This window comes from Rhodoluna sp., from assembly GCF_036721215.1.
Taxonomy (GTDB): Bacteria; Actinomycetota; Actinomycetes; order Actinomycetales; family Microbacteriaceae; genus Rhodoluna.
Window position 1 is genome coordinate 293976 of record NZ_DAIMLM010000002.1, and the last position, 21427, is coordinate 315402.

The window sequence follows — 21427 nt, forward strand, 5'->3', positions numbered from 1 at the left end:
GTGTGGGTTTGACCTAGATGATATGAACAATAAGGAGCCAAATGTCTGACATCATCATTGACCGCCCCGAGCTAGATAGCCTCGGGAATTACGAGTATGGCTGGTCAGATGGCAACGACGCTGGAGCCTTCGCAAAGCGAGGAATCAGCGAGCAGGTTGTTAAAGACATTTCAGGTCTGAAAAACGAACCCGAGTGGATGCTGGACATGCGCCTCAAGGGGTACCAATACTTCTTGAAAAAGCCAATGCCGGCTTGGGGTTCTGATCTGTCGGGAATTGATTTTGACAATATCAAGTACTTTGTTCGCTCAACTGAGAAGCAGGCCCAGAGCTGGGAAGACCTTCCAGAAGAGATCAAGGCTACTTACGAGAAGTTAGGTATTCCAGAAGCCGAAAGACAGCGCCTTGTTGCAGGTGTTGCAGCTCAGTATGAATCAGAAGTTGTTTATCACCAGATCAACGAGGAACTGGAAAAACAAGGTGTTTTGTTCTTGGACACCGACACCGCCTTGCGCGAGCATCCAGAGATGTTCAAGGAGTACTTCGGGACTGTAATCCCTGCAGGAGATAACAAGTTCGCTGCACTAAACACTTCTGTTTGGTCCGGTGGTTCTTTTGTTTACGTGCCAAAGGGTGTTCATGTTGAGATCCCGCTGCAGGCATATTTCCGAATCAATACCGAAAACATGGGTCAGTTCGAAAGAACACTCATCATTGCTGATGAGGACTCATACGTTCATTACATCGAGGGTTGCACCGCGCCAATTTACAAGTCGGATTCTTTGCACTCTGCCGTAGTGGAAATCATTGTCAAGAAAGGTGCGCGTGTTCGCTACACCACAATCCAGAACTGGTCTAATAACGTTTACAACTTGGTAACCAAGAGAGCTATAGCGCATGAGGGTGCGACCATGGAGTGGATTGATGGCAATATCGGTTCAAAAGTGACCATGAAATACCCTTCGGTGATTCTTGCCGGCGAGTACGCCAGAGGAGAGACACTATCCGTTGCATTCGCTGGAGAAGGTCAGCATCAAGACGCTGGAGCGAAGATGATCCATCTTGCTCCACACACCTCATCCTCGATTGTTTCCAAGTCAATTGCACGTGGTGGTGGGAGAACCTCCTACCGTGGTGAGATTCGCGTGAATCCAGGAGCACATCACAGCGCCAACACTGTGCGATGCGATGCACTTTTGGTTGACACAATCTCTAGAAGCGATACATACCCAACTGTTGATGTTCGCGAGGACGATGTATCAATGGGCCATGAGGCGACCGTCTCGCGAGTTAGCGAAGAGCAGCTTTTCTACCTGCAGTCGCGGGGGATGGCTGAAGATGAAGCAATGGCCATGATCGTTCGCGGATTCATTGAGCCAATCGCCAAAGAGTTGCCAATGGAGTACGCACTTGAGCTCAACAAGCTAATTGAAATGCAAATGGAAGGGGCTGTCGGATAGTGGCAGGCGCTTCAGAGACAATCCAGCATGGATTGTCAGAGCATTCCCATGGCTTCGGGGTTCCGATTCAAACTCGATCCGAAAGAGTCAAGTCTGTAAAGTTTGAAGATTTTGACGAAATCTCAACTCGCGAAGAGCAGTGGCGCTACATCGGTTCCGATGAGCTTGGCGGATTAGACAAGTCAGGCCTCGAAGAGTTCTCCGGTGACATTACAGCCAGTACAGCAGACGGTGTCGAGACATCTTGGATCGAATCAGATCATTCGCTTTTTGGGTCAGCTGGAATTCCAGAGGATAGGGTGTCTGCGGCGGGATGGGAAGCAGCAAAGGCTGCTTACCTTATTTCCATTCCTGCAAACTCCTCGCCAGAACCATCTTCTATCGAAATCAAGTCACTTGTTTCCGATCCATCGGCACTGCACGTAATCGTTCACGCCGCAAAGGGTTCACAGGCAACCGTTGTTCTACAACACAACGGTGACGCTGTTTTGTCAGAAAACATTGAAATCATCGTCGACGACGACGCGAACTTGACTCTTGTCAGCATTCAGGAATGGAACACAAAATCGATCCACTCTTCGGCTCAGTTCGCCAAGCTAGGCAGGAACTCTAAGTTCAAGCATGTTGTGGTATCTCTGGGTGGATCGGTAGTTCGCGTAACGCCCTCGGCGTACTTCGATGCTCCAGGTGGGGACGTGTCTCTTTTCGGACTTTACTTCGCCGACGCTGGACAGTATCTAGAGCACAGAATCTTCGTGGATCACTCACAGCCAAACTGTAAATCTCGAGTTACCTACAAGGGCGCACTTCAAGGCCAGAAAGCGCACACGGTTTGGGTGGGAGATGTTCTCATTCGCGCAGCTGCTGAAGGCACCGACACTTACGAACTCAACCGCAACCTATTGTTGACGGATGGTGCCAGAGCCGATTCGGTTCCTAACCTAGAGATTGAAACTGGTCAGATTCAGGGTGCAGGTCACGCTAGTGCCAGCGGTAGGTTCGATGACGAGCAACTTTTCTATCTACAGGCTCGCGGAATTGACGAACTCGAAGCTAGGCGGCTTGTGGTTCGCGGATTCCTAATGGAAATTGTTCAGCAAATTGGAATCTCCGACTTGGAAGACAGACTTGCGCAGGCTATTGAGAACGAGCTCGAAGGAACCGTGAAGTAATGGCAATCAGAATATGCAACGTGGAAGACATAAAGCCCGGTAAAGCCCTGCGCGTCAAAATCGGGGACGAAGCAATCGCTCTTGTTCACACAAAGGATGGTCGCTTCAAAGCACTTGGTGACAAGTGTTCCCATGGCGAAATTTCCCTAAGCGAGGGCTTTGTTGACAATGAGACCATTGAGTGTTGGGCTCACGGTGCCAAGTTCTCACTTGATACTGGTGCGCCTCTTTCGCTTCCCGCATATGAGCCGGTAGCGACCTACGAAGTGATCGTCGAAAACGGCGAAGTATTTATTGAAATCGACAAGGACAGTGAGTAGAAGATGGCAAAGCTACAGATTAAGAACCTACACGTATCAGTTGATACTGATCAGGGAACAAAAGAGATTCTTAGGGGAGTGGATCTTGTTATCAATAGCGGTGAAACCCATGCTGTTATGGGTCCAAATGGCTCTGGTAAGTCAACATTGGCTTATTCGATCGCCGGGCACCCAAAGTACAAAGTAACCAAGGGCGAGATTTTGCTAGATGGCGAGAACGTTCTCGACATGTCCGTTGATGGGCGTGCTCGAGCTGGTTTGTTTCTTGCGATGCAGTACCCAGTTGAAATTCCTGGTGTAAGCGTTTCAAATTTCCTTAGAACCGCAAAGACAGCTGTTGATGGAAAAGCTCCTGCGCTTCGTAGCTGGATTCAAGATGTTCGAGTTGCTATGGAGAATCTAAAAATGGATTCAGCCTTCACTGAGCGAAACGTTAACGAAGGATTTTCTGGTGGAGAGAAGAAGCGTCACGAGATTCTTCAGATGGAGCTACTAAAGCCAAAGTTCGCTGTTTTGGATGAGACTGATTCAGGTTTGGATGTTGACGCACTCCGTGTTGTTGCCGAAGGCGTCAACCGCATCAAGGACTCTAATGACATTGGTGTCTTATTGATCACTCATTACACGAGGATCTTGAAGTACATCAAACCTGATTTTGTGCACGTTTTCGTTGCGGGGCAGATTGCTGAGCAAGGTGGCGCAGAGCTTGCTGAAAGGCTTGAAGCCGAGGGTTACGACAGGTACGTGAACGCCTAAATGCCAAGAGAACTGGAAGCAAGTCTTTACGACAAAGTGGAAGAGGCCCTCAAGGAAGTTATCGATCCCGAGATTGGCGTTAACATTGTTGACCTCGGATTGATCTATGGGCTTGAGATGGCGGATGAGGACGAGTCGCTATTAATTAACATGACGCTAACGTCTGCTGGTTGCCCACTTACAGATGTTCTAGAAGAACAAACTGCAGAGGCGCTAGATGGTGTTGTTGAAGCATTCAGGATTAACTGGGTTTGGATGCCGCCTTGGGGTCCAGAGAAGATAACTGATGACGGTCGCGAGCAAATGCGCGCAATCGGATTCTCTATCTAGCTCTTTTTCCCTAGAAACTTCCAGGCCAGCGGCAAAAGCGCGGCGGCAAGAATCATTTTTAGAACATCGCCCACAATAAATGGCACAAGACCCGCTGTGGCTACAGACGCCAGGTCATTAGCTATTCCTAAGTTCCCAAGCGCAAATGCAAGCCAAGGAAGCCCAAATAGATAGATCACGGTGTTGGCAATAGCAAAGCTCCCCAGAACTCCAGCGACAGATTTATGCCAACCCCGCTCCGATAGCCATCCAACAACGCCGGCTGCAGCAACGAAGCCAACCAGGTAACCAAAGGTTGGTCCAAAGCTCAAGCTAGTTGCGGCGGAGAAAACAGGTAATCCCATTGCTCCCAGGGAAAAGTACGCGATTAGTGAAATTGCGCCCCTGGTTGCTCCAAGCACAGAACCAACCAGTAATACAGCAAGGGTCTGAGCAGTAATTGGAACGGGCCACATCGGGATAACAAGCTGAGCTGCGTACGCTGTGAAGACAGCGCCGGAGAGAATCAACGCAATGTTGTTTAGAGCGGATCGTGGAACAACCCGATCAACAAGTGCCGAATTGCTCGAAAGCTGAATAGTCATGAGATTCTCTTTTCTGCCCAGGGAAGATAAGACGATTGTAGACTATTGCTTTTGTGAGCAAATGAGAGGTTTGTTGATTGCTTAGCGTCAAAGACCTAGAAATCACCATCGGTGCCAGAACCCTTATGAGTGAGGTTTCATTTCGCATAGCCGCTGGGGACAAAGTTGGTCTTGTTGGTCGAAATGGGGCTGGTAAGACCACACTGACCAAGATTCTCGCTGGGGATGGACAGCCTTCGAAAGGGCAAATTGAGCGTCAGGGGGAGATTGGGTATCTACCGCAAGACCCAAGATCCGGAGACCCCGAAGAGTCCGCTCGCGACCGAATTTTGAACGCTCGTGGACTTGGCACACTGCTGAAGCAGATGACCGAGACAACCGAGATTATGGCCTCAGCAAATGGGCTTGAGTCTGAGAAAGCGATGCAGAAATACAGCAAGGTTGAAGAGCGTTTTCAAGCTGCCGGAGGATACGCAGCCGAAGCTACCGCGTCGGCGATAGCCAGCAACCTTGGCATTGAGGAGCGAATCCTGTCTCAGGCTCTCAAGACTCTCTCTGGTGGCCAGCGAAGACGAATCGAGCTTGCACGGATATTGTTTTCAGACGCGCAAACCATGTTGCTCGATGAGCCAACCAACCACCTTGATGCTGATTCTGTTGTTTGGCTTAGGGACTTCCTTCGCGCTTACCAGGGTGGATTGATAGTGATAAGTCACGACGTGGAATTGGTGGAGACAACTGTCAACAGAGTGTTCTACCTAGACGCTAACCGACAAAAGATCGACGTATACAACATGGGTTGGCGCGCATATCAAAAGCAGCGTGAGGCGGATGAGGAAAGACGCAAACGTGAACGCGCAAACGCAGAGAAGAAGGCGGCTTCGCTGAGCCTTCAGGCTGCAAAGTTTGGCGCTAAAGCGACAAAGGCGGTTGCGGCTCAACAGATGCAACGTCGAGCTCAGAGACTTCTTAGCGAGTTAGAAGATGTCGGCCAAGTTGATCGGGTCGCAAAGATTCGCTTCCCAGATCCAGCGCCATGTGGCAAGACGCCTTTGATGGCTCACGGACTTTCCAAAAGCTATGGTTCGCTTGAGATTTTCGCAGCAGTTGATCTCGCTATTGATAGGGGATCAAAGGTGGTGATAATTGGTCTAAATGGTGCTGGAAAAACAACTCTGCTTCGAATACTCGCCGGAGTGGATAAAGCGGATACTGGGGTTATAGAACCTGGCCACGGACTAAAGATCGGCTACTACGCTCAGGAGCACGAGACACTCGATGTCGCCAAAACAGTTCTCGAAAACATGCAGGCGGCAGCACCGCACCTTGGTGATGTTGAAGCCCGCAAGGTCTTAGGGTCGTTCCTGTTCACTGGAGACGACGTAGCAAAGAAGGCAGGGGTGCTAAGCGGTGGTGAAAAGACCAGGTTGGCACTTGCCTCACTCGTTGTCTCCTCTGCAAATGTGCTGCTGTTGGATGAGCCAACAAATAACTTGGACCCAGCAAGCCGAAAAGAGATTTTGAACGCTCTAGCAAGCTTCACAGGAGCTGTTGTTTTGGTTTCGCACGACGAAGGTGCGGTGCTTGCACTCAACCCAGAGCGGGTGCTGATACTGCCTGATGGCACAGAAGATCATTGGTCAGATCAGTACGCTGATCTGATTTCGCTTAGCTAACTTCTTCGATCCAAGATTTCATCCTCGACGCTTGAGTCTGCGTTGGCTTTGCGTCTCAGGCTGCTTGGAACATAGGTTGGATCCTTCTCCATCCTTCGAAATTCCTGCTCTTGTCTAATTGCCCAAAAGAGCGCAAAGAATCCCATAACCGCGAAAATGATCCACTGGACTGCATAGCTAAGATGATTGCCCTCATCTAAGATTGGACGACTAAGCGGCTGCGGATAAGAACTTTCAGCAGGTGATTCAGAAACCATTCGAAGGTAGAAATCTTGCTCAACATCGAGGCTGATAAGTTGCTTGACCTCGGGCAGGTTGATACTGGTGACCTGACCGCTTGGCGATTCCCTGTTTGGAATGGTTTCTCCCAATCGCACTCTTGCGACGAGTGACTTCACAGATTCTGAAGGCAAGAAAGTGTTTGAAGGATTGAGATCGGAATCTGCTGCTATCCAACCACGCTCGACAACCACAATCTTTCCAGTTTCAAGCAAGAAGGGGACCAGTTGAACGAAACCTGGTTGACCTGCGATGGCTCGATTCCGCACCAACAAGGTGTCAGCTACCAGATAGCTTCCAGAAAGTTCCACCTGTCGCCACTCATACGCCACGACAGAATCACCCGAAAGCGAAGAAACCTCTTCGAACGATAGCTTTTCTAGATCGTAGTTATTGGCGATTCTTTCAATTTTAGAAACTGCTTCAGATCTTCTCTCGATCTGCCAGCTAGCAAGACCCACGCACGCCAAAGCGAATGTGCAGGCAACTAGGAACCATCCGGTCCAACGAACCCATGGCTTTACTGTCTTTTTCAACTAAAGTCCGTCTCTCTAAGGAGAAAAGATCGATCGGTGAGGAAGCTTCTTAGGTAACCCAGGTGTTCTTGACAAGCGAGCCAGGTTTTTGATTTTCCGTCTTGATGAATGTTCGGGTTGGCCCAAATCAATGATGTTGTGGCGGGTTCTGTGCAGCCAGCCCTTGAACACATGGCATCAATTGGGTCGAGATTGAAAATCGACATCTAAATCTTGGTTGTTGGCTCGGTGCCTGGAGACGCGTCCACGAGTTTGATTACTCGCGTGACTTTGGAGATTTCACCCTGCTTGGGACCCTGCGCATTGGCCAGCACCACCGCGAAGTAAGGCAGGAATATTGCGCCTGCGAATGCAAGCCACATCAGCCAGCCCTCTACAAACATGGCTGCAACTATGCAAACGACTCGAATTGTCATCGCAAGGGTGTATTTGAGCATACGAGACTTACGCTCGTCGTCAGGTGACTCGCTAACTGTTGTGATGCTTTGTGCTTTAGCCAACGCTACTTCCAGATAGATAGGTTCAATACAAGGGTAAGGCTAGAATTGCGATAGTCCAAACCTGCCACAGGATCACTGCGTTAGAAATGAGCATCAAATGACCCAGTCCCGAGTTGTCTTTATAACCGGTGGAAATAGAGGAATTGGTTACGCTATTGCGCAGCAATTTATCGAACAGGGTCACAAAGTAGCCGTTACCGTTCGATCTGGAACTGGTCCCGAAGGCTCACTATCGCTCAAGGCCGATGTAACAGACTCAACGTCACTAGATGAAGCAATAGCCAAAGCAGAGAATGAACTTGGCCCTATCGAGGTTCTAGTTGCCAATGCTGGTATAACCAAAGACACACTCTTGCTACGCATGAGCGATGAGGACTTCGAAGACGTAGTTAACGTAAACCTCAATGGTGTGTTCCGAGTAGTAAAAAGGGCAACCAAGTCAATGATCAAGCAGCGTTTTGGCCGAGTCATATTGGTTGGAAGTGTTGTCGCGCTTCTGGGGTCGCCAGGACAAGTTAACTACTCGGCAACGAAGGCAGCTTTAGTTGGAATGGCCAGATCAATCACCAGAGAGCTCGGCGGTCGTGGAATAACGGCGAATGTAATCGCACCTGGATTTATTGACACAGACATGACTTCCGAGCTCGATCCAGATCAGCAGAAACAGTATCTCGAGAGAATTCCAGCTGGCCGATTCGCGGCTCCCTCGGAGGTTGCCAAAGTTGTTTGCTGGCTAGCAAGCGATGAGGCAGCTTACATTTCAGGCGCTGTTATCCCTGTTGATGGCGGTTTAGGCATGGGGCACTAGATTTATTTGTTGAAGACTTCTCTTAGAAGTCAAGTTGAAGGAGAGAAATCATGGGAATTCTAGAAGGCAAGAAAATCCTTGTAACCGGAGTTCTCACCGAGGCATCCATTGCGTTCTCCGTAGCTCGTCTGGCGCAGGAAGAAGGGGCAGAGGTAATTCTCTCTTCGTTTGGTCGAATGCTGCCAATCACCACAAAGATTGCAGAGCGTCTGCCAAAACCTGCTCCGGTAATTGAGCTTGATGCTACAAATCAGACAGACCTTGAAGAGCTATCTTCTCGCATCTCGGCCCATTTTGATTCAATCGACGGAATCGTTCACGCGATTGCATTTGCCCCCCAAACTGCACTTGGCGGAAACTTCTTGGAAACCGAATGGCCGGATGTCTCAACAGCGGTAGAGGTTTCCGCTTACTCTTTGAAGTCGATCACAATGGCGGCAAAGCCAGTTCTTAAGAATCCTTCTTCAATCGTTGGTCTAACCTTCGACGCACGTGTTTCCTGGCCGGTTTATGACTGGATGGGTGTTGCAAAAGCTGCATTCGAAGCTACCGCTAGATATCTTGCAAGGTATCTAGGAAAAGATGGCATACGAGTGAACCTGATCTCCGCTGGACCGCTTAGAACGACTGCAGCAAAAGGTATACCTGGCTTTGCAACCATGGAAGAGCTCTGGACTGACCGCGCACCACTTGGTTGGGATCTCACGAACACCGAAACAGCAGCTAGGGGAGTAGTTGCCCTGCTTTCAGATTGGTTCCCCGCCACAACCGGTGAGATGATTCACGTCGACGGTGGTCTTCACTCAACTGGAGCGTAGTTCAAGCACCGAGATAAGTGGCTCTAATGAATCTCCTTCGATGATTAAATCGGCGTGATCTCGAAGGACTTCTTTCGGTCTAAAAGCAACAGCAAATCCCGAGGCCTTTAGCATTTGGATATCGTTAGCTCCATCTCCAACTGCCACAGTGCTAGACATATCAAAACCGTACTCTCGAGCCCACTGAAGCAAAGTGCGTGCCTTCATTTCTGCATCGACAATGTCCCCGATAATCCTGCCGGTCATTACACCGTCTTCTATCTCTAGATCGTTTGCTTTGAAAAAATCCAAACTGAACTTGTCTGCTAGTGGTTCAAGAACCCGCGAAAAGCCACCGCTAATTGCTCCAACCATTCCACCAGATTTGTGAACGGCGCTAACTAGCTCAGGAACCCCAGCTGTTACCCGAATGTCAGCCAGAACTTCTTTAAATACCTGATCAGTTAGACCTTCGAGTAATCCAACCCGCTGCAAGAGCGCCTCCCTAAAATCAATCTCTCCGGCCATCGCCTGATCGGTGAGGATCTTCACTTGGTCGCTTAGGCCGACTCTTTCAGCAAGCAGCTCAATGACTTCCTGCTCGATCATTGTGGAATCGACATCGAGTACGAGTAGGTACTTCTTCATTGTGATACCTGTGGGATATTCAAAATCCTTATGGAAACCATAACTCGATGTTAGAGCAGTCCAAGGCTCAGGCAAGTCATCGATTATGCTGATTTACATGAGCAGGGTTTTGGATTTCAATAACATCACGGTTAGTCGAGATGGTAAGCCAATAATCAACAATCTTGATTGGCAAGTTGAATCAAATCAGCGGTGGGTCATAATTGGCCCTAACGGAGCGGGAAAGACAACACTACTCAGGGTTGCAGCCGCACAAATCCAGCCCACTTCGGGAACTGCGAAAATTTTGGGTCACACGCTTGGCTCGGTTGATGTATTTGAGCTCAAGACAAGGATTGGTTTTGCTTCAAACGCCCTGTCGCAACACATTCCCAACTCGGAGACAGTCCTTGATGCGGTTATGACGGCTAGCTACGGAGTAACGGGTCGTTGGAATGAGAAGTACGAGGATGTTGACAAACGTCGGGCTAATCGAGTCCTGGCGGAGTGGCAGCTCGATGGCTATGGCGACAGACCCTTCGGAACCCTCAGCGATGGCGAGAAAAAGCGAGCACAGATCGCCAGATCAGTAATGACTGATCCAGAGCTGTTACTTCTCGATGAGCCAGTAGCCAGCCTCGACATGGCAGCTAGAGAACACACTATTGAAGTTCTTTCTAGCTACGCACAGGCACCAACCGCGCCGGCAATAGTTATGGTCACCCATCACATCGAGGAGATTCCAAAGGGCTTTACGCACGCGCTTATCCTCAGCAAGGGCCAAGTCTTTGCTGCGGGGGAGCTTGCTGGCACCATCACTAGCGAGAAGGTGACCCAGGCCTTTGGCTACCCGATGCAGGTCACTGATGAATCTGGAAGATTCCGCCTGCGGCCAGGAAAATAGCCGCTAGTTATCCCGTTTTGCCTCTGGTATAGTTGTCAAGTTGCCATCAAGGCACAAAATCCTTGGACCAAAGAAAGATCTCTCATGAAGTCAGAAATTCACCCAGACTACCAGGCAGTTATTTTCCGTGACCTTGCCTCTGGTGAGAGCTTTTTAACACGCTCAACGCTGACTAGCACAAAAACTTTGAAGTGGGAAGACGGCAAAGAATACCCAGTTTTCGATGTTGAAATTTCTTCAGCTTCGCATCCTTTTTACACCGGTAAGCAGAGAATTATGGATGCCGCTGGACGAGTGGAGAAGTTCAACTCCCGTTACAAGAACTTTGGCTCCTAGAGCTTTACTGGCCAACCTCTTACAACCGTAAAATCTGGAGAGCTCTTTCTCCGAAAAATCTCATAAGAATCGTCCTGGGCGACGCTCCAGACTTTCTGAAGATCATGTAGCTCAAAAACATCCGAAGGTAACTTAGCTGCATGTTTTAGAGCTATTGCCTGAGCAACCTTGCCAGCCGCTATTGCGTCGGCCGTTGCATTGTGGGCATCAGATAGCTGGACCCCATAAACCGAAGCGGCTATCTGTAATGTTCGCTTTCCAGATCGGTACTGATCGACGAACTTATCCAAAACGAGAGGATCAATGATTGGCTTTGGGTCAGATAATGGCTCTAAACCATTTCTAAGAGCCTCATGATGCAAAATGGTGAAATCATAGGGTGCGTTGTATGCAACAACGGGGATACCTGCGCTAAAGAATCCGCGTAGAGTTTCCAGAATCTCAGATACTACTTCCTTGCTATTTCGGCCGCGAGCTCGCGCAATCTCGGTAGTAACACCGTGAACATTTGAAGCAGCCACGGGAATCTCGATACCGGGATCTGCTATCCACTCAATGTTGGAGCCAGTGACCTGACCTTGCTCGTCTATAGCAACAGCGCAAGCGGTAACTATCCGAGCTCGTTCAAGGTCGAGACCAGTGGTCTCCAAGTCAAAAACTGCGAGCGACTTTGCCCAGGGAAGTTGGTCACCAAGGTCGAAGCTCAACTGTTCGTTCACACTAGAAGGATAGGGTGCAAATCCTTCCTCGTTTGGGATTACTCATACCCAGTTATCGAGCCTGATTAGACTTGTGACGTGTTGTCAGAGGTATTAACCAATCAAGCTCGCCTTCGCGGACTCAGGCGAACTCTGACACTCTCTGGGAAAGAGTTCGTCTACTACGACTATCCGGCAAGATTAGCCAACCCTGAGACGATTGTGATGATCCACGGCTACAGGGGTAATCATCGAGGGCTAGAGGCAATCGTTGGCGGTCTGGGGGACTACAGAGTGCTTGTTCCGGATCTTCCAGGCTTTGGTGAATCTTCAGAACTTTCGAGTGTGCACAATTTGGATGCTTACGCAAACTGGCTTGGACAGTTTCTTAGCGAGCTTGGGCTAATCAGCACTGCAAATCTAGTCGGTCATAGCTTCGGGACCTTGGTAGTTGGTCGCTACGCAAGCACCAGAGATTGCAAATCGATTGTCTTGATCAATCCGGTATCAGGTCCAGCGCTTTCGGGTCCAAGAGCGTTCTTAACTCGAATCACCTCCGCGTTCTACCACCTAAGTAATCTGCTTCCCGAGTCAATCGGGGGATGGCTTCTTCGAAGTCCCATTGCGGTGATGGTTATGAGCACAGTCATGGCCAAGACAAAAGATCGCAAATTGCGCAGCTGGATCCATAAGCAGCATCTCTCAAATTTCAGCGACTTCGCAACCGTCAGGGTTGCAACCGAAGGCTATGACGCTTCGATTTCTAGCGACTTATCCGTCATGGCGCAATCAATCACGACCCCGGTTCTGATTGTTGCTGCGGAATTGGATGACATCACAGCGATTGAGATCCAGCGCGAAGTTGTCAAACTCTACCCAAGGGCAAAACTAGCTGAGATAAGTAATGTCGGCCACCTGGTTCATTACGAAGCCCCCGAGCAGGCTGCTAATTACATTCAGGCCTTTATAGAAGAACTCAAATGAGTGTCTTCTTTGACTGCAGATTCATTCGGGTAGATCACCATGATGGAATCTCCCGATTCTCTAGCGAACTATTCAAATCACTTTCAAAGACAGTATCTGTAAAAGCAATAATCTCCGACATCCAGCAGCTGAAAGAACTACCCCAAGGAGCCGACTATTTCCTGGCTAATGATCCAAAGAGTCCATTGCTGGAGCTGTTTTTGCCGCGACGGCTGAACAAGCAGGGTGCGAGTGTCGTTTTCTCTCCTATGCAAACCATGGGCTCCTTAGGTAAGAAGTACAGGCTGATTCTCACTCTTCATGATCTGATTTACTACAAGCACCGAAAACCTCCAGTCTTCCTTGCCTGGCCGATAAGACTAGCGTGGCGATTGTTTCACTTGAGCTTTGCACCGGTTCGGCTTCTTCTAAATGGAGCAGATGCCGTTGTCACGATCTCCGAGACCACTAAGTCTTTGATTGAGATTAATCGGCTTACCCGTAGGCCCGTGACGGTTGTTTACAACGCTTCGAGCATCCCTATCGCTGACTCGTCTAAGACAGAGCCCAAGACGAAGAATCTTGTCTACATGGGCAGTTTCATGCCCTATAAAAATGTCGAGTTACTAATCAAAGGTATGGAAGATCTTCCTGCGTTCACACTTACCCTTTGCAGCAAGGTTGATCCAAAGCGTCGTGATCAATTCCTTGCCAGTTCTAGTAAAGAAGCTCGCTCTCGAATCTTGTTTGTAAACGGGATGTCGGAAGCAAAGTACAGAGAGATTCTTGATGATAGTTTTGCGCTCGTGACCGCTTCCAAAGATGAGGGTTTCGGTATTCCAGTTATCGAGGCCATGTCTAGATCAATCCCGGTAGTGCTGTCTGACATCCCAATCTTTCGGGAGGTAGCCTCCGAAGCAGCACACTTCTTCGATCCTGAAAGTCCAAGTGAGTTTGCGTCAGCAATCAAGGGCTTGGACGAGATTGGTTCCTGGCAACAGGCAAGTAAGACAAGCTTGGAACGAGCAAGGTCATTTAGCTGGGACGATTCGGCCGGAAAGCTGAATCACTTACTTGAAAGCCTTAAGGACTAAGCGGGTCCAAGTCGTACTTGGTTACAGACCAGGAAGCTTCTTGGTATGAAACAACATTAAGCGAAGCATTTCCCAGTCTTTCGCCATCACGCGGTAGTTGATTATCACTTGCGATAGTCAGAACGGTTCGGATTAGTGCACCGTGAGAGATAGCAAGAATGCGCTTTCCCGGATGAGAGTCGGCAAATGTGTCCAAGAGAAGTTTGGATCTTGCCAGAAGCTCAGATTTTGATTCGCCTCCTGGAAGTTCATCAAGATTTGAGTACTTTGCCTTCCACTCTTCGTATGCCAATCCTTCGGCTTCGCCAAAGGAGCGCTCCATTAGCAGATCTTGCTGATGGACCTCCGGGAACCCAAGTTGCTCCGCAATGATCTCAGCCGTTTGACGGGCTCTTCCTAGTGGGGAAGTGAGGATGAGATCCCATTCGTTTCCATTTATTGCTCTAGCTGCAGTTCTTACTTGTTCTATTCCTGTTGAATTCATCGGAATGTCGGTTACGCCTTGGAGAAGCATGTTGATGTTCCAGTCGGTTTGACCGTGGCGAAAAAGGCCGATGTGAGTGTTTGTCAAAGACTTTCACAGCTCCTAGATAGCAGTTTATGCTGTCACAATCGACAGTGTCCGAGGGGGGACTCGAACCCCCACCCCCTTGCGAGGACTAACACCTCAAGCTAGCGCGTCTACCATTCCGCCACCCGGACTTACCAGATGTGATGGTATCACGGACCGTCAATGCTTCTTCTGGTACTTGGCATCACGGAAGATTGAAGGTAGTTTTGGGTTATGGCTACTGATCCACGAATAGCACTTACGCAACTAGTTGCAGCGCTCGAGAAACATTTCGAGGCTGTGGCAGCCCGACGCGGTGACGGTGATTCCAGTGTTGAGAGAGCTTATGACAACCTCGAGGACGCCTTCATCAATTACGACGAAGCGCTGTCCGAGGAGTATGGGGAGTTTCTTCCATTCGCAATTCCAGAAGAAGATAATTGAGCTTTCTTGAAGCACTAATACTTGGGTTGGTTCAGGGCCTGACTGAGTTTTTGCCGATATCTTCTTCGGCACATGTTCAAATCGCCCAACAACTCATGGGATTATCAGATCTATCCAGACCCGAACTAACTGCTTTTATAGCAACCATCCAGCTTGGAACAGAGATTGCAGTAGTTGCCTATTTCGCAAAAGACATTCGGAAGATTGTCCTAGCTTGGTTTGGATGGGTGGCTAAGCCAAGATCGGTCATGACATCCGACGCCAAGCTTGGTTGGCTGATCATTATTGGAACGCTGCCTGTTGTTTTGCTTGGTCTTGCGTTTAGGGACTTTATTGAAAATGACGTGCGAAGCTTGTGGGTTATCGCGTACACATTGATTGGTTTTGGAGTACTTCTTGGGATTGCCGACTGGGTTGGAAAAAAGCGAAAGACTATTGCCAACTTGAGCTACAAGCACGGCATCACGTTTGGATTGGGCCAGGCACTTGCGCTGGTTCCTGGAGTCTCTCGATCGGGCGGAACAATAACCGTCGGATTATTGCTTGGTTACACCCGACAAGCAGCAGCCAGATATAGCTTTTTGCTGGCGATCCCAGCAGTGCTGGCTTCTGGGCTGTATCTTTTTGTCAGTACTGTTGGCAATATAAATCAAGGGATGTTGCTTGCGACGATTGTGGCAACAGTTGTGTCAGGGGTTGTTGGACTTGCAGTGATTCACTACCTGCTGAAGTATCTCGAGTCTGGCTCGTTTTTGCCGTTTGTTTTTTGGCGAGTAATTGTTGGGCTCTGGTTGCTATGGATGCTATCTAGCGGCTCAATTGTCGCCTAAGCCTCTGGTGGACGCTGCTCAGACTCTAAAAACTTCTCGAGCTCTCTGGCAATAGCTTCGCCGGAGGCTGCCTCGGAATCTACCTCGTCGCGGCTTGCTTCAAGTTGTTCAATGTAGCCAGCCATCTCTTCATCGTTTTCCGCAATCTCATCGATTCCTCGCTCCCAGGCAAAAGCCTGATCGGCTAGGTCTCCGTGACTGAAACTTACCCCAAGCAATCTTTCAAGCTCAGCCACAAGAGCAAGTGTTGCCTTCGGTGAGGGAGAAGTGTGAACGTAGTGTGGCACAGCAGCCCACAAGGCAATTGTGGCGATACCCGCTTCTTCTAATGCGATTCCAAGAGTTGAAACTATTCCTACTGGACCCTCGTAACTGCTTTTCTCAACACCCTCAATTTTTCTCACCTCAGGGTTCTGACTAGTGGCGGTGACAGCTATGGGTCTGGTATGTGGTGTGTCTGCGAGCATTCCTCCGAGGAAGATAACTGTTTCGATCTCACGGTCTTGAATCATCTCAATGATTTCCGCAACAAAGGACTTCCACCTTCTCGCCGGCTCAGTTCCAATCAGAACACTAAACCTAGAGAGCTTAGGGTCAGGATCATTGGAAACGAGCAAGCTCGTAGTTGGCCAAGTAAGTTCACGGTGACCTTCTTCGGAAAGAGCAACTGTTGGTCTGGTGAATTGAAAGTCGTAGTAGTCCTCGGGGTCGACTTCTGCTACAACTTCGCAGGAAAGTGACTCACTAACGATGTTTGCAGCTGCGCTTGCAGACTCAGCCGCATCGTTCCAACCCTCGAATGCACAAATCAGCACTCGTCCTTGAAACACGCTTTCTACCGTCAATCTAGCGAATCTGCCCCTCTTGAAGATTTTTTCTTGCTTAACTGTAAGGGCAAATAGCGAGGCTAGAATTCAAGCATCATGAATAATTCTTCGTTTCCTGCCGCCGTGCTTTGGGACATGGATGGCACTCTGATTGATTCAGAGCCCTACTGGTTGGCCAGCGAGAGCGCCTTTGCGGCCGCTCACGATAGCAACTGGGGACACGACGATGGCCTTGGGGTTATTGGAATGTCGCTGTACGAGTCCTCAAAGCTTCTAAAGGAGCGAGTGGGTTCGCAACTTGAACCCCAGCAAATCATTGATCAGATTACTGACGGGGTTTTATCCCAGCTTGAGCGAGAAATCCCGTGGCGACCTGGCGCGAGAGAGCTTCTAAAGCTTCTTAGAGACAATAACGTTAAGACGGCTCTTGTTACTGGTTCCATGCATCGAATGGCTCAGAAGGTAGCCGAACAAATCGGCTTCGAAGGTTTTGATGTCATCGTTGGTGGCGATGATGTAGTCAAAGGTAAGCCACACCCAGAGTCATATCTCAAGGCGGCAGGGATGCTTGGCGTCGACCCAACACACTGTGTGGCCTTCGAGGATTCGCTAACCGGCATCACAGCCGCTGAGGCCGCAGGAACGAAGGCGGTTGGAATTGCACACATCGTTGAGATTCCCAAGAGTGAAGGACGTATTCTCTGGCCAACTCTAGAAGGCGTTTCAATGAATGACCTGCGAGCACTGTTCGAATGAGTCCAAAGCAAACTGGGTCGTTCTCAGCAGGGGACAAGGTTCAACTCACTGGACCCAAGGGAAGAATCAACACGATTGTTTTAGCTAAAGGCGGAACATTTGGTACGCATCGAGGTGACCTAAGACACGACGATATCATCGGATTGCCAGATGGTTCTGTTGTCGCAAACCAAAATGGCGTTGAGTATCTCGCGCTGAAACCACTTTTGAATGACTTTGTATTGTCCATGCCGCGCGGAGCGGCGATCATCTACCCTAAAGACGCAGCACATATTTTGGTATCGGGCGACATATTCCCAGGAGCGGTTGTTGTGGAGGCGGGAGTTGGCTCCGGTGCACTAAGCCTTTACCTGCTTCGAGCAGTTGGGGAATCTGGAGAGCTGCATTCTTTTGAACGCAGAGCAGAATTTGCGGAGATTGCTCAAGGAAACGTAACGAGCCAAACCGGATCAAAACCAACGAACTGGAGCGTTCACTTGGGGGAATTGCAGGAAGAGCTTCCTAAAGTTTTCAAGCCACACACTGTCGACAGAGTCGTTCTCGACATGCTTGCTCCTTGGGAGTGCATCGAATCAGTAGCGCAGGCTCTTAAGCCTGGAGGTTTGGTTATTGTTTACGTCGCCACAGTGACTCAGCTATCAAGGGTGGCCGAAGCAATTCGTGCCACTTCGATGTTCACAGAGCCAGAAGGCTTCGAGTCACTAGTTCGCCCATGGCATCTGCAAGGATTGGCAGTCAGGCCAGAGCATCGAATGATTGGGCACACGGGATTCTTGATTACAGCTCGAAGGCTTGCTCCAGGGACCGTCTTGCCCCAGTTCAAAAACAAGTTGAAATCAACGGAATATTCGGATCAGGACATTTTGGCCTGGAACCCAGAAGGGCTGGGGGAGCGAAAGGTTTCCGAGAAGAAGCTTAGAAAGACAGTCCGTAAAGCTACCTCTTAGTCCGCTTCTTGGCCAAGGCCCAGCGACTAAACTTGAGCACTTAGGACCAAAAAACACTGAAGGAAGACCCTCTTGCAGAAAACAGCAATTGCTCTGAGTGCTCTAATTGTTTCACTGACCCTCACTGGATGCAGCTCTAGTGCTACTCTCGCCTGTGATCCTTCGGGAGGTGGCGCGCAAATTGACTCAGTCGAAGTATCTAGTACTCCACTAACTAAGCCGACGGTAACTTTTGCATTCCCGATTACAGCGGATTCAATTCAGTCAAGAATTGTTATCGAGGGTGATGGAGATGTCTTCACCGGTAAGAACATGATTGAGTTTGAATTCGCAGGTTACAACGGAGCAACAGGTGAATTACTGCAGGAAACTGACTTTGATGGCAAGAACCCTTCTCCTGGCTTTTTTGGCCCCGATTCTGTTCCAAACTTCTGCTCCGCATTAGCAGGAGCTAAAGAGGGATCAAGAGTTGTTGCGATCTTCCCGCCAAAAGACGCCCATGACGGCAGAGGGGTTCCAAGCCTTGGCATTGGTCCAAATGATTCCTTCGTATTCATTTTTGATATTTCTAGGGTTTATCTAGAACAGGCACAAGGCTCAGCGGTCGCACCAGAGGCTGGATTGCCAGCTGTAGTCACAACCCCCGCAGGTATCCCAGGGATTACGATCCCAAACACTGAGCCACCTTCGGAGTTGCGGATCGCACAGCTAATAAAGGGTGCGGGTGAAACCGTTAAGTCAGGCGACAACGTCACCATGCACTACAGCGGCTTTCTGTGGGCTGATGGCTCAAAGTTTGATTCCAGCTGGGATAAAGGTTCCCCAGCACAGTTTGTGGTGGCTCCAGGACAGCTGATTGAAGGTTTCCTTAGTGCTGTTGTTGGTCAACCAGTCGGGTCAAGAGTAATAGTGGTAATCCCGCCAGCCTTGGGTTACGGACAGCAGGGTAGTGAAACTATTCCGCCAAACTCAACTCTAGTTTTCGTTATCGACATCCTAGGAACTAGTAGCCAGTAGCTGATGCCAGCAAAAATAGATCTCTCAGAGCGCTTATTCAATCTCACCTGCGCTTTGTTGGTTTCGAGTCAGGGATTAACCAAGGCTGAAATCTTCGCGAATGTTCAAGGGTACAAAGAGCGATACGTCCAAGGCGGAGACAACGAATCTCTTAGTCGCTTGTTCGAGCGTGACAAAGTACTTCTCACCAAAGTTGGAGTAGCCTGGCGATCATTTATCCCACCAGAAGACATGGATGATAATCAGGAGTATAGATACCTGATAGCAAATGAGGACTTCGTCTGGCCGACTGGCACCACGCTAAACGCTAAGCAAGTTGCCCTAATGAATCTTGCCGCGCAAGTTTGGGCCAAAGCATCACTATCCAGAGATGCGAACAATGCAATTATGCGAATTAGAGCGATGGGTGAGCCTGCCGATGCGTCAAGCCTTATTGGAATTGCACCAAGAATTCGCACCCATGAGCTATCTTTCTTACCGCTTTCAACCGCAATCGAAACTTCATCTAGGGTTTCCTTCGACTACCGAAAGCCGGATCAAGAGGTTGCTGAAGTTAGAAATGTCGAACCCTGGATTATCCAAAACATCTCTGGCCAGTGGCTACTTCTAGGCTATGACTTAGACAGGGAAGAGCCGCGGAATTTTCTGCTAAGACGCATCGTCTCCGAGGTGGACATCCAGGACTTCACCTTTGAGCCACCGAGCAAATCTGAAGTCAATGCGGCGATTAGCGATCTCGATAGCCGCAGGAGATCCTTGAAGGCAATTATCAAGGTTCCAACTCGAAGCGCCGCTTGGTTCCATTTTGACCTGCAAGCAGACCAAGAGCGCTTTGAGGTCTCCTACATGGACATACATCTACTGGCGGAAGAGTTAATGGAATTTACTGATCACGTTGAGGTTCTGTCGCCACCGGAGCTTGCTGACATTCTGAAAGTAAGGCTTGAAGCGGTCAGGGTCTCTCATGCCTAAGAGCTCAAAGATTTCAGGAACCGAGCGATACAACTTTATGCTGGCGCTAACGGGATATTTGATTCAAAACAGACAGCAGAAGATTGCTGATGTTGCTAATCACTTTGGCGTCTCCGAACAAGAGATTCATGACGCCGTGGTAACAATCTCGTTATCGGGTGTGGGTATGTATCGACCTGATGAGCTCTTCTTTCTTGATTACGACCTTTTGGAAGTAGGAATCGTAGACGTTAGTTTCGCACCAACCCTAGAATCGGTTCCTCGGCTTTCAACCAGGCAGGCCGCGGCGATTGCAAGCGGTCTTTCTTACCTAGAGTCAGTACTTGATGAATCTGACAGAGTTGAAGTTGCAGAGCTTATGAATTTGCTCTCCGATGGCGGCAAGCGCACCAGCGAGTTGCCATTCAAGGTCCATCCTTCTCGAATCGATGTCGAAGTATCACTTACAAGGCAAGCCATCAGTGAAGATAGATTGCTCAGCTGCTCTTACATAAACGCCTCTAACGAGGTTACTTCAAGGCAAATTGAACCGATTTCCATGGAATCAAGTGACTCAATTTGGTATCTCAGGGGTTACTGTCGCACCAAGAAGGAAGTGAGAGTATTCCGGCTTGACAGGATGCGTGACATTGCTCTTGACAAAAATAAGCTAGTTCGCGCAGAGTATCCGGAAACCGATTCTTCAGGCATCTACTCGGTAAGCGAGAGTGACACCAACGTTGCATTTGACATCGATCCGGAGGGGTTTGGAATGCTCGCTGATTACAAACCCGATTATCCAGCGGTGGGCGATAAGACACTTAGGGTGACGATACCAATCGGGGATATCTCTACTCTCGGGAGAGTTGTTTCAAAGTACTCAGGACATGTCCGAGTAGTCGAGCCGGAAGCGGCACGTAGAGTGGTTTTTGAGTACGCGAGTAGGGCCCTTGGGTCCAACTCTTCCAGTGAGAAAGTGGAGTAAATCAGGTGGAACTTTGGATCTGGTTAGTCGCACTGGGGCTTGGCCTCATAACCCTGATAATTGCATTCGCAAGGTTGAGCATAAGTGGAGTAAAGCTTGCCAAAAAGCTCGGCCCATTTGCCAATCGCTTTGCTAGGTTCCAGAAAGATGCTGAGCGATACCCTGAGGCCGTGAAGTTCTATTCGGACCTGGCCAAGACACAGGAAAAATCAGCCAAGAAGCCCCGGACCCCAAAGGCTAACGAAAGATAGCAAGAGAGCGTAGGCTTATCCAATAAGAA

The 21427-nt window shown here is 49.3% G+C and carries 27 protein-coding genes and 1 tRNA gene; 20 read left to right on the forward strand and 8 right to left on the reverse strand.

Features of this window, described 5'->3' with window-relative positions; genetic code table 11:
* Positions 1-41: 41 nt before the first annotated feature.
* From sufB to AC9UCN_RS04720, 5 genes are read left to right on the forward strand one after another with little or no spacing between them, the layout of a single operon-like run.
* Positions 42-1460: a Fe-S cluster assembly protein SufB gene (sufB, locus tag AC9UCN_RS04700; protein ID WP_509524281.1), complete on the forward strand. Its 1419-nt coding sequence runs from the start codon at positions 42-44 to the stop codon at positions 1458-1460.
* Complete coding sequence (gene sufD / locus AC9UCN_RS04705; RefSeq protein ID WP_509524284.1) at positions 1460-2632, forward strand: Fe-S cluster assembly protein SufD; 1173 nt, start codon at positions 1460-1462, stop codon at positions 2630-2632. The genes sufB and sufD overlap by 1 nt, the downstream gene beginning before the upstream one ends.
* Positions 2632-2952, forward strand: coding sequence for a non-heme iron oxygenase ferredoxin subunit (locus AC9UCN_RS04710; RefSeq protein WP_509524286.1), 321 nt, complete (start codon positions 2632-2634; stop codon positions 2950-2952). Before sufD ends, AC9UCN_RS04710 begins: the two co-directional genes overlap by 1 nt.
* A 3-nt stretch (positions 2953-2955) precedes the next feature.
* Positions 2956-3708 (forward strand): Fe-S cluster assembly ATPase SufC, encoded by a 753-nt coding sequence (sufC, locus tag AC9UCN_RS04715; RefSeq protein WP_509524289.1) that lies wholly within the window; start codon positions 2956-2958, stop codon positions 3706-3708.
* Positions 3709-4038, forward strand: coding sequence for a metal-sulfur cluster assembly factor (locus tag AC9UCN_RS04720; RefSeq protein ID WP_509524291.1), 330 nt, complete (start codon positions 3709-3711; stop codon positions 4036-4038).
* Here the strand turns inward: AC9UCN_RS04720 and AC9UCN_RS04725 are convergent.
* Entirely contained in the window at positions 4035-4622 is a 588-nt protein-coding gene (locus AC9UCN_RS04725) for a biotin transporter BioY (protein ID WP_509524294.1), read from the reverse strand. The two genes, AC9UCN_RS04720 and AC9UCN_RS04725, sit on opposite strands and share 4 nt — an antisense overlap.
* Before the next feature lie 77 nt (positions 4623-4699).
* Between AC9UCN_RS04725 and AC9UCN_RS04730 the strand changes: the two genes are divergently transcribed.
* Positions 4700-6298, forward strand: coding sequence for an ABC-F family ATP-binding cassette domain-containing protein (locus tag AC9UCN_RS04730; RefSeq protein WP_509524297.1), 1599 nt, complete (start codon positions 4700-4702; stop codon positions 6296-6298).
* Here the strand turns inward: AC9UCN_RS04730 and AC9UCN_RS04735 are convergent.
* Together AC9UCN_RS04735 and AC9UCN_RS04740 are read right to left on the reverse strand one after the other, a co-directional pair.
* Positions 6295-7113: an SURF1 family cytochrome oxidase biogenesis protein gene (locus tag AC9UCN_RS04735; RefSeq protein WP_509524299.1), complete on the reverse strand. Its 819-nt coding sequence runs from the start codon at positions 7111-7113 to the stop codon at positions 6295-6297. The two genes, AC9UCN_RS04730 and AC9UCN_RS04735, sit on opposite strands and share 4 nt — an antisense overlap.
* 206 nt (positions 7114-7319) lie before the next feature.
* A complete protein-coding gene (locus AC9UCN_RS04740) occupies positions 7320-7613 on the reverse strand; it encodes a DUF3099 domain-containing protein (RefSeq protein ID WP_509524302.1) in 294 nt (97 codons plus the stop codon).
* Between the two features lie 97 nt (positions 7614-7710).
* Here AC9UCN_RS04740 and fabG point away from each other — a divergent pair, with 97 nt between their 5' ends.
* The gene (fabG, locus tag AC9UCN_RS04745) at positions 7711-8421 is read left to right on the forward strand and encodes a 3-oxoacyl-ACP reductase FabG (RefSeq protein WP_509524304.1); all 711 of its coding nucleotides are present in this window, start codon (positions 7711-7713) and stop codon (positions 8419-8421) included.
* Between the two features lie 50 nt (positions 8422-8471).
* A complete protein-coding gene (gene fabI / locus AC9UCN_RS04750; RefSeq protein WP_509524306.1) occupies positions 8472-9239 on the forward strand; it encodes an enoyl-ACP reductase FabI in 768 nt (255 codons plus the stop codon).
* Here the strand turns inward: fabI and serB are convergent.
* Positions 9225-9866, reverse strand: a complete 642-nt coding sequence (serB, locus tag AC9UCN_RS04755; protein ID WP_509524308.1) for a phosphoserine phosphatase SerB — start codon at positions 9864-9866, stop codon at positions 9225-9227. The genes fabI and serB overlap by 15 nt on opposite strands.
* 97 nt (positions 9867-9963) lie before the next feature.
* Here serB and AC9UCN_RS04760 point away from each other — a divergent pair, with 97 nt between their 5' ends.
* Both AC9UCN_RS04760 and AC9UCN_RS04765 read left to right on the forward strand, forming a co-directional pair.
* The gene (locus AC9UCN_RS04760) at positions 9964-10749 is read left to right on the forward strand and encodes an ABC transporter ATP-binding protein (RefSeq protein ID WP_509524310.1); all 786 of its coding nucleotides are present in this window, start codon (positions 9964-9966) and stop codon (positions 10747-10749) included.
* A gap of 84 nt (positions 10750-10833) precedes the next feature.
* Complete coding sequence (locus AC9UCN_RS04765; RefSeq protein WP_509524313.1) at positions 10834-11085, forward strand: type B 50S ribosomal protein L31; 252 nt, start codon at positions 10834-10836, stop codon at positions 11083-11085.
* On the opposite strand, the gene AC9UCN_RS04770 is transcribed toward AC9UCN_RS04765, so the two are convergent.
* The gene (locus AC9UCN_RS04770) at positions 11082-11804 is read right to left on the reverse strand and encodes an exonuclease domain-containing protein (RefSeq protein ID WP_509524316.1); all 723 of its coding nucleotides are present in this window, start codon (positions 11802-11804) and stop codon (positions 11082-11084) included. The two genes, AC9UCN_RS04765 and AC9UCN_RS04770, sit on opposite strands and share 4 nt — an antisense overlap.
* A gap of 81 nt (positions 11805-11885) precedes the next feature.
* Between AC9UCN_RS04770 and AC9UCN_RS04775 the strand changes: the two genes are divergently transcribed.
* Together AC9UCN_RS04775 and AC9UCN_RS04780 are read left to right on the forward strand one after the other, a co-directional pair.
* Entirely contained in the window at positions 11886-12767 is an 882-nt protein-coding gene (locus tag AC9UCN_RS04775) for an alpha/beta fold hydrolase (protein WP_509524319.1), read from the forward strand.
* A complete protein-coding gene (locus tag AC9UCN_RS04780; protein ID WP_509524322.1) occupies positions 12764-13840 on the forward strand; it encodes a glycosyltransferase family 4 protein in 1077 nt (358 codons plus the stop codon). Before AC9UCN_RS04775 ends, AC9UCN_RS04780 begins: the two co-directional genes overlap by 4 nt.
* On the opposite strand, the gene AC9UCN_RS04785 is transcribed toward AC9UCN_RS04780, so the two are convergent.
* Positions 13830-14411: a histidine phosphatase family protein gene (locus tag AC9UCN_RS04785; RefSeq protein ID WP_509524324.1), complete on the reverse strand. Its 582-nt coding sequence runs from the start codon at positions 14409-14411 to the stop codon at positions 13830-13832. The two genes, AC9UCN_RS04780 and AC9UCN_RS04785, sit on opposite strands and share 11 nt — an antisense overlap.
* Positions 14412-14459: 48 nt before the next feature.
* Positions 14460-14542, reverse strand: a tRNA-Leu gene (locus AC9UCN_RS04790).
* 82 nt (positions 14543-14624) lie between these two features.
* On the opposite strand from AC9UCN_RS04790, the gene AC9UCN_RS04795 reads away from it, so the two are divergent.
* Together AC9UCN_RS04795 and uppP are read left to right on the forward strand one after the other, a co-directional pair.
* A complete protein-coding gene (locus AC9UCN_RS04795; RefSeq protein WP_509524327.1) occupies positions 14625-14834 on the forward strand; it encodes a hypothetical protein in 210 nt (69 codons plus the stop codon).
* Positions 14831-15664, forward strand: a complete 834-nt coding sequence (gene uppP / locus AC9UCN_RS04800) for an undecaprenyl-diphosphatase UppP (RefSeq protein WP_509524329.1) — start codon at positions 14831-14833, stop codon at positions 15662-15664. Before AC9UCN_RS04795 ends, uppP begins: the two co-directional genes overlap by 4 nt.
* Here uppP and AC9UCN_RS04805 read toward each other — a convergent pair.
* Positions 15661-16509 carry a PAC2 family protein gene (locus tag AC9UCN_RS04805; RefSeq protein WP_509524331.1) on the reverse strand — a complete coding sequence of 283 codons (849 nt, stop codon included), beginning with the start codon at positions 16507-16509 and terminating at the stop codon, positions 15661-15663. The two genes, uppP and AC9UCN_RS04805, sit on opposite strands and share 4 nt — an antisense overlap.
* 78 nt (positions 16510-16587) lie before the next feature.
* Between AC9UCN_RS04805 and AC9UCN_RS04810 the strand changes: the two genes are divergently transcribed.
* The 6 genes from AC9UCN_RS04810 (at position 16588) to AC9UCN_RS04835 (ending at position 21398) form a co-directional block, all read left to right on the forward strand.
* Positions 16588-17247: an HAD family hydrolase gene (locus tag AC9UCN_RS04810; protein WP_509524334.1), complete on the forward strand. Its 660-nt coding sequence runs from the start codon at positions 16588-16590 to the stop codon at positions 17245-17247.
* A complete protein-coding gene (locus tag AC9UCN_RS04815; protein WP_509524336.1) occupies positions 17244-18194 on the forward strand; it encodes a tRNA (adenine-N1)-methyltransferase in 951 nt (316 codons plus the stop codon). The genes AC9UCN_RS04810 and AC9UCN_RS04815 overlap by 4 nt, the downstream gene beginning before the upstream one ends.
* 72 nt (positions 18195-18266) lie before the next feature.
* Positions 18267-19211, forward strand: a complete 945-nt coding sequence (locus AC9UCN_RS04820; protein ID WP_509524338.1) for an FKBP-type peptidyl-prolyl cis-trans isomerase — start codon at positions 18267-18269, stop codon at positions 19209-19211.
* A 3-nt stretch (positions 19212-19214) separates the two neighbouring features.
* Entirely contained in the window at positions 19215-20183 is a 969-nt protein-coding gene (locus tag AC9UCN_RS04825; RefSeq protein ID WP_509524341.1) for a helix-turn-helix transcriptional regulator, read from the forward strand.
* The gene (locus tag AC9UCN_RS04830) at positions 20176-21147 is read left to right on the forward strand and encodes a helix-turn-helix transcriptional regulator (protein ID WP_509524343.1); all 972 of its coding nucleotides are present in this window, start codon (positions 20176-20178) and stop codon (positions 21145-21147) included. Before AC9UCN_RS04825 ends, AC9UCN_RS04830 begins: the two co-directional genes overlap by 8 nt.
* Before the next feature lie 5 nt (positions 21148-21152).
* Positions 21153-21398 (forward strand): hypothetical protein, encoded by a 246-nt coding sequence (locus tag AC9UCN_RS04835; RefSeq protein WP_509524345.1) that lies wholly within the window; start codon positions 21153-21155, stop codon positions 21396-21398.
* Positions 21399-21427 lie beyond the last annotated feature (29 nt).

Coding starts and splice junctions, on each gene's coding strand:
- sufB (WP_509524281.1), top strand. CDS start 42: ATGTCTGACATCATCATTGACCGCCCCGAGCTAGATAGCCTCGGGAAT.
- AC9UCN_RS04710 (WP_509524286.1), top strand. CDS start 2,632: ATGGCAATCAGAATATGCAACGTGGAAGACATAAAGCCCGGTAAAGCC.
- sufC (WP_509524289.1), top strand. CDS start 2,956: ATGGCAAAGCTACAGATTAAGAACCTACACGTATCAGTTGATACTGAT.
- AC9UCN_RS04720 (WP_509524291.1), top strand. CDS start 3,709: ATGCCAAGAGAACTGGAAGCAAGTCTTTACGACAAAGTGGAAGAGGCC.
- AC9UCN_RS04725 (WP_509524294.1), bottom strand. CDS start 4,622: ATGACTATTCAGCTTTCGAGCAATTCGGCACTTGTTGATCGGGTTGTT.
- fabG (WP_509524304.1), top strand. CDS start 7,711: ATGACCCAGTCCCGAGTTGTCTTTATAACCGGTGGAAATAGAGGAATT.
- fabI (WP_509524306.1), top strand. CDS start 8,472: ATGGGAATTCTAGAAGGCAAGAAAATCCTTGTAACCGGAGTTCTCACC.
- serB (WP_509524308.1), bottom strand. CDS start 9,866: ATGAAGAAGTACCTACTCGTACTCGATGTCGATTCCACAATGATCGAG.
- AC9UCN_RS04760 (WP_509524310.1), top strand. CDS start 9,964: ATGAGCAGGGTTTTGGATTTCAATAACATCACGGTTAGTCGAGATGGT.
- AC9UCN_RS04765 (WP_509524313.1), top strand. CDS start 10,834: ATGAAGTCAGAAATTCACCCAGACTACCAGGCAGTTATTTTCCGTGAC.
- AC9UCN_RS04780 (WP_509524322.1), top strand. CDS start 12,764: ATGAGTGTCTTCTTTGACTGCAGATTCATTCGGGTAGATCACCATGAT.
- AC9UCN_RS04795 (WP_509524327.1), top strand. CDS start 14,625: ATGGCTACTGATCCACGAATAGCACTTACGCAACTAGTTGCAGCGCTC.
- AC9UCN_RS04810 (WP_509524334.1), top strand. CDS start 16,588: ATGAATAATTCTTCGTTTCCTGCCGCCGTGCTTTGGGACATGGATGGC.
- AC9UCN_RS04815 (WP_509524336.1), top strand. CDS start 17,244: ATGAGTCCAAAGCAAACTGGGTCGTTCTCAGCAGGGGACAAGGTTCAA.
- AC9UCN_RS04825 (WP_509524341.1), top strand. CDS start 19,215: ATGCCAGCAAAAATAGATCTCTCAGAGCGCTTATTCAATCTCACCTGC.
- AC9UCN_RS04830 (WP_509524343.1), top strand. CDS start 20,176: ATGCCTAAGAGCTCAAAGATTTCAGGAACCGAGCGATACAACTTTATG.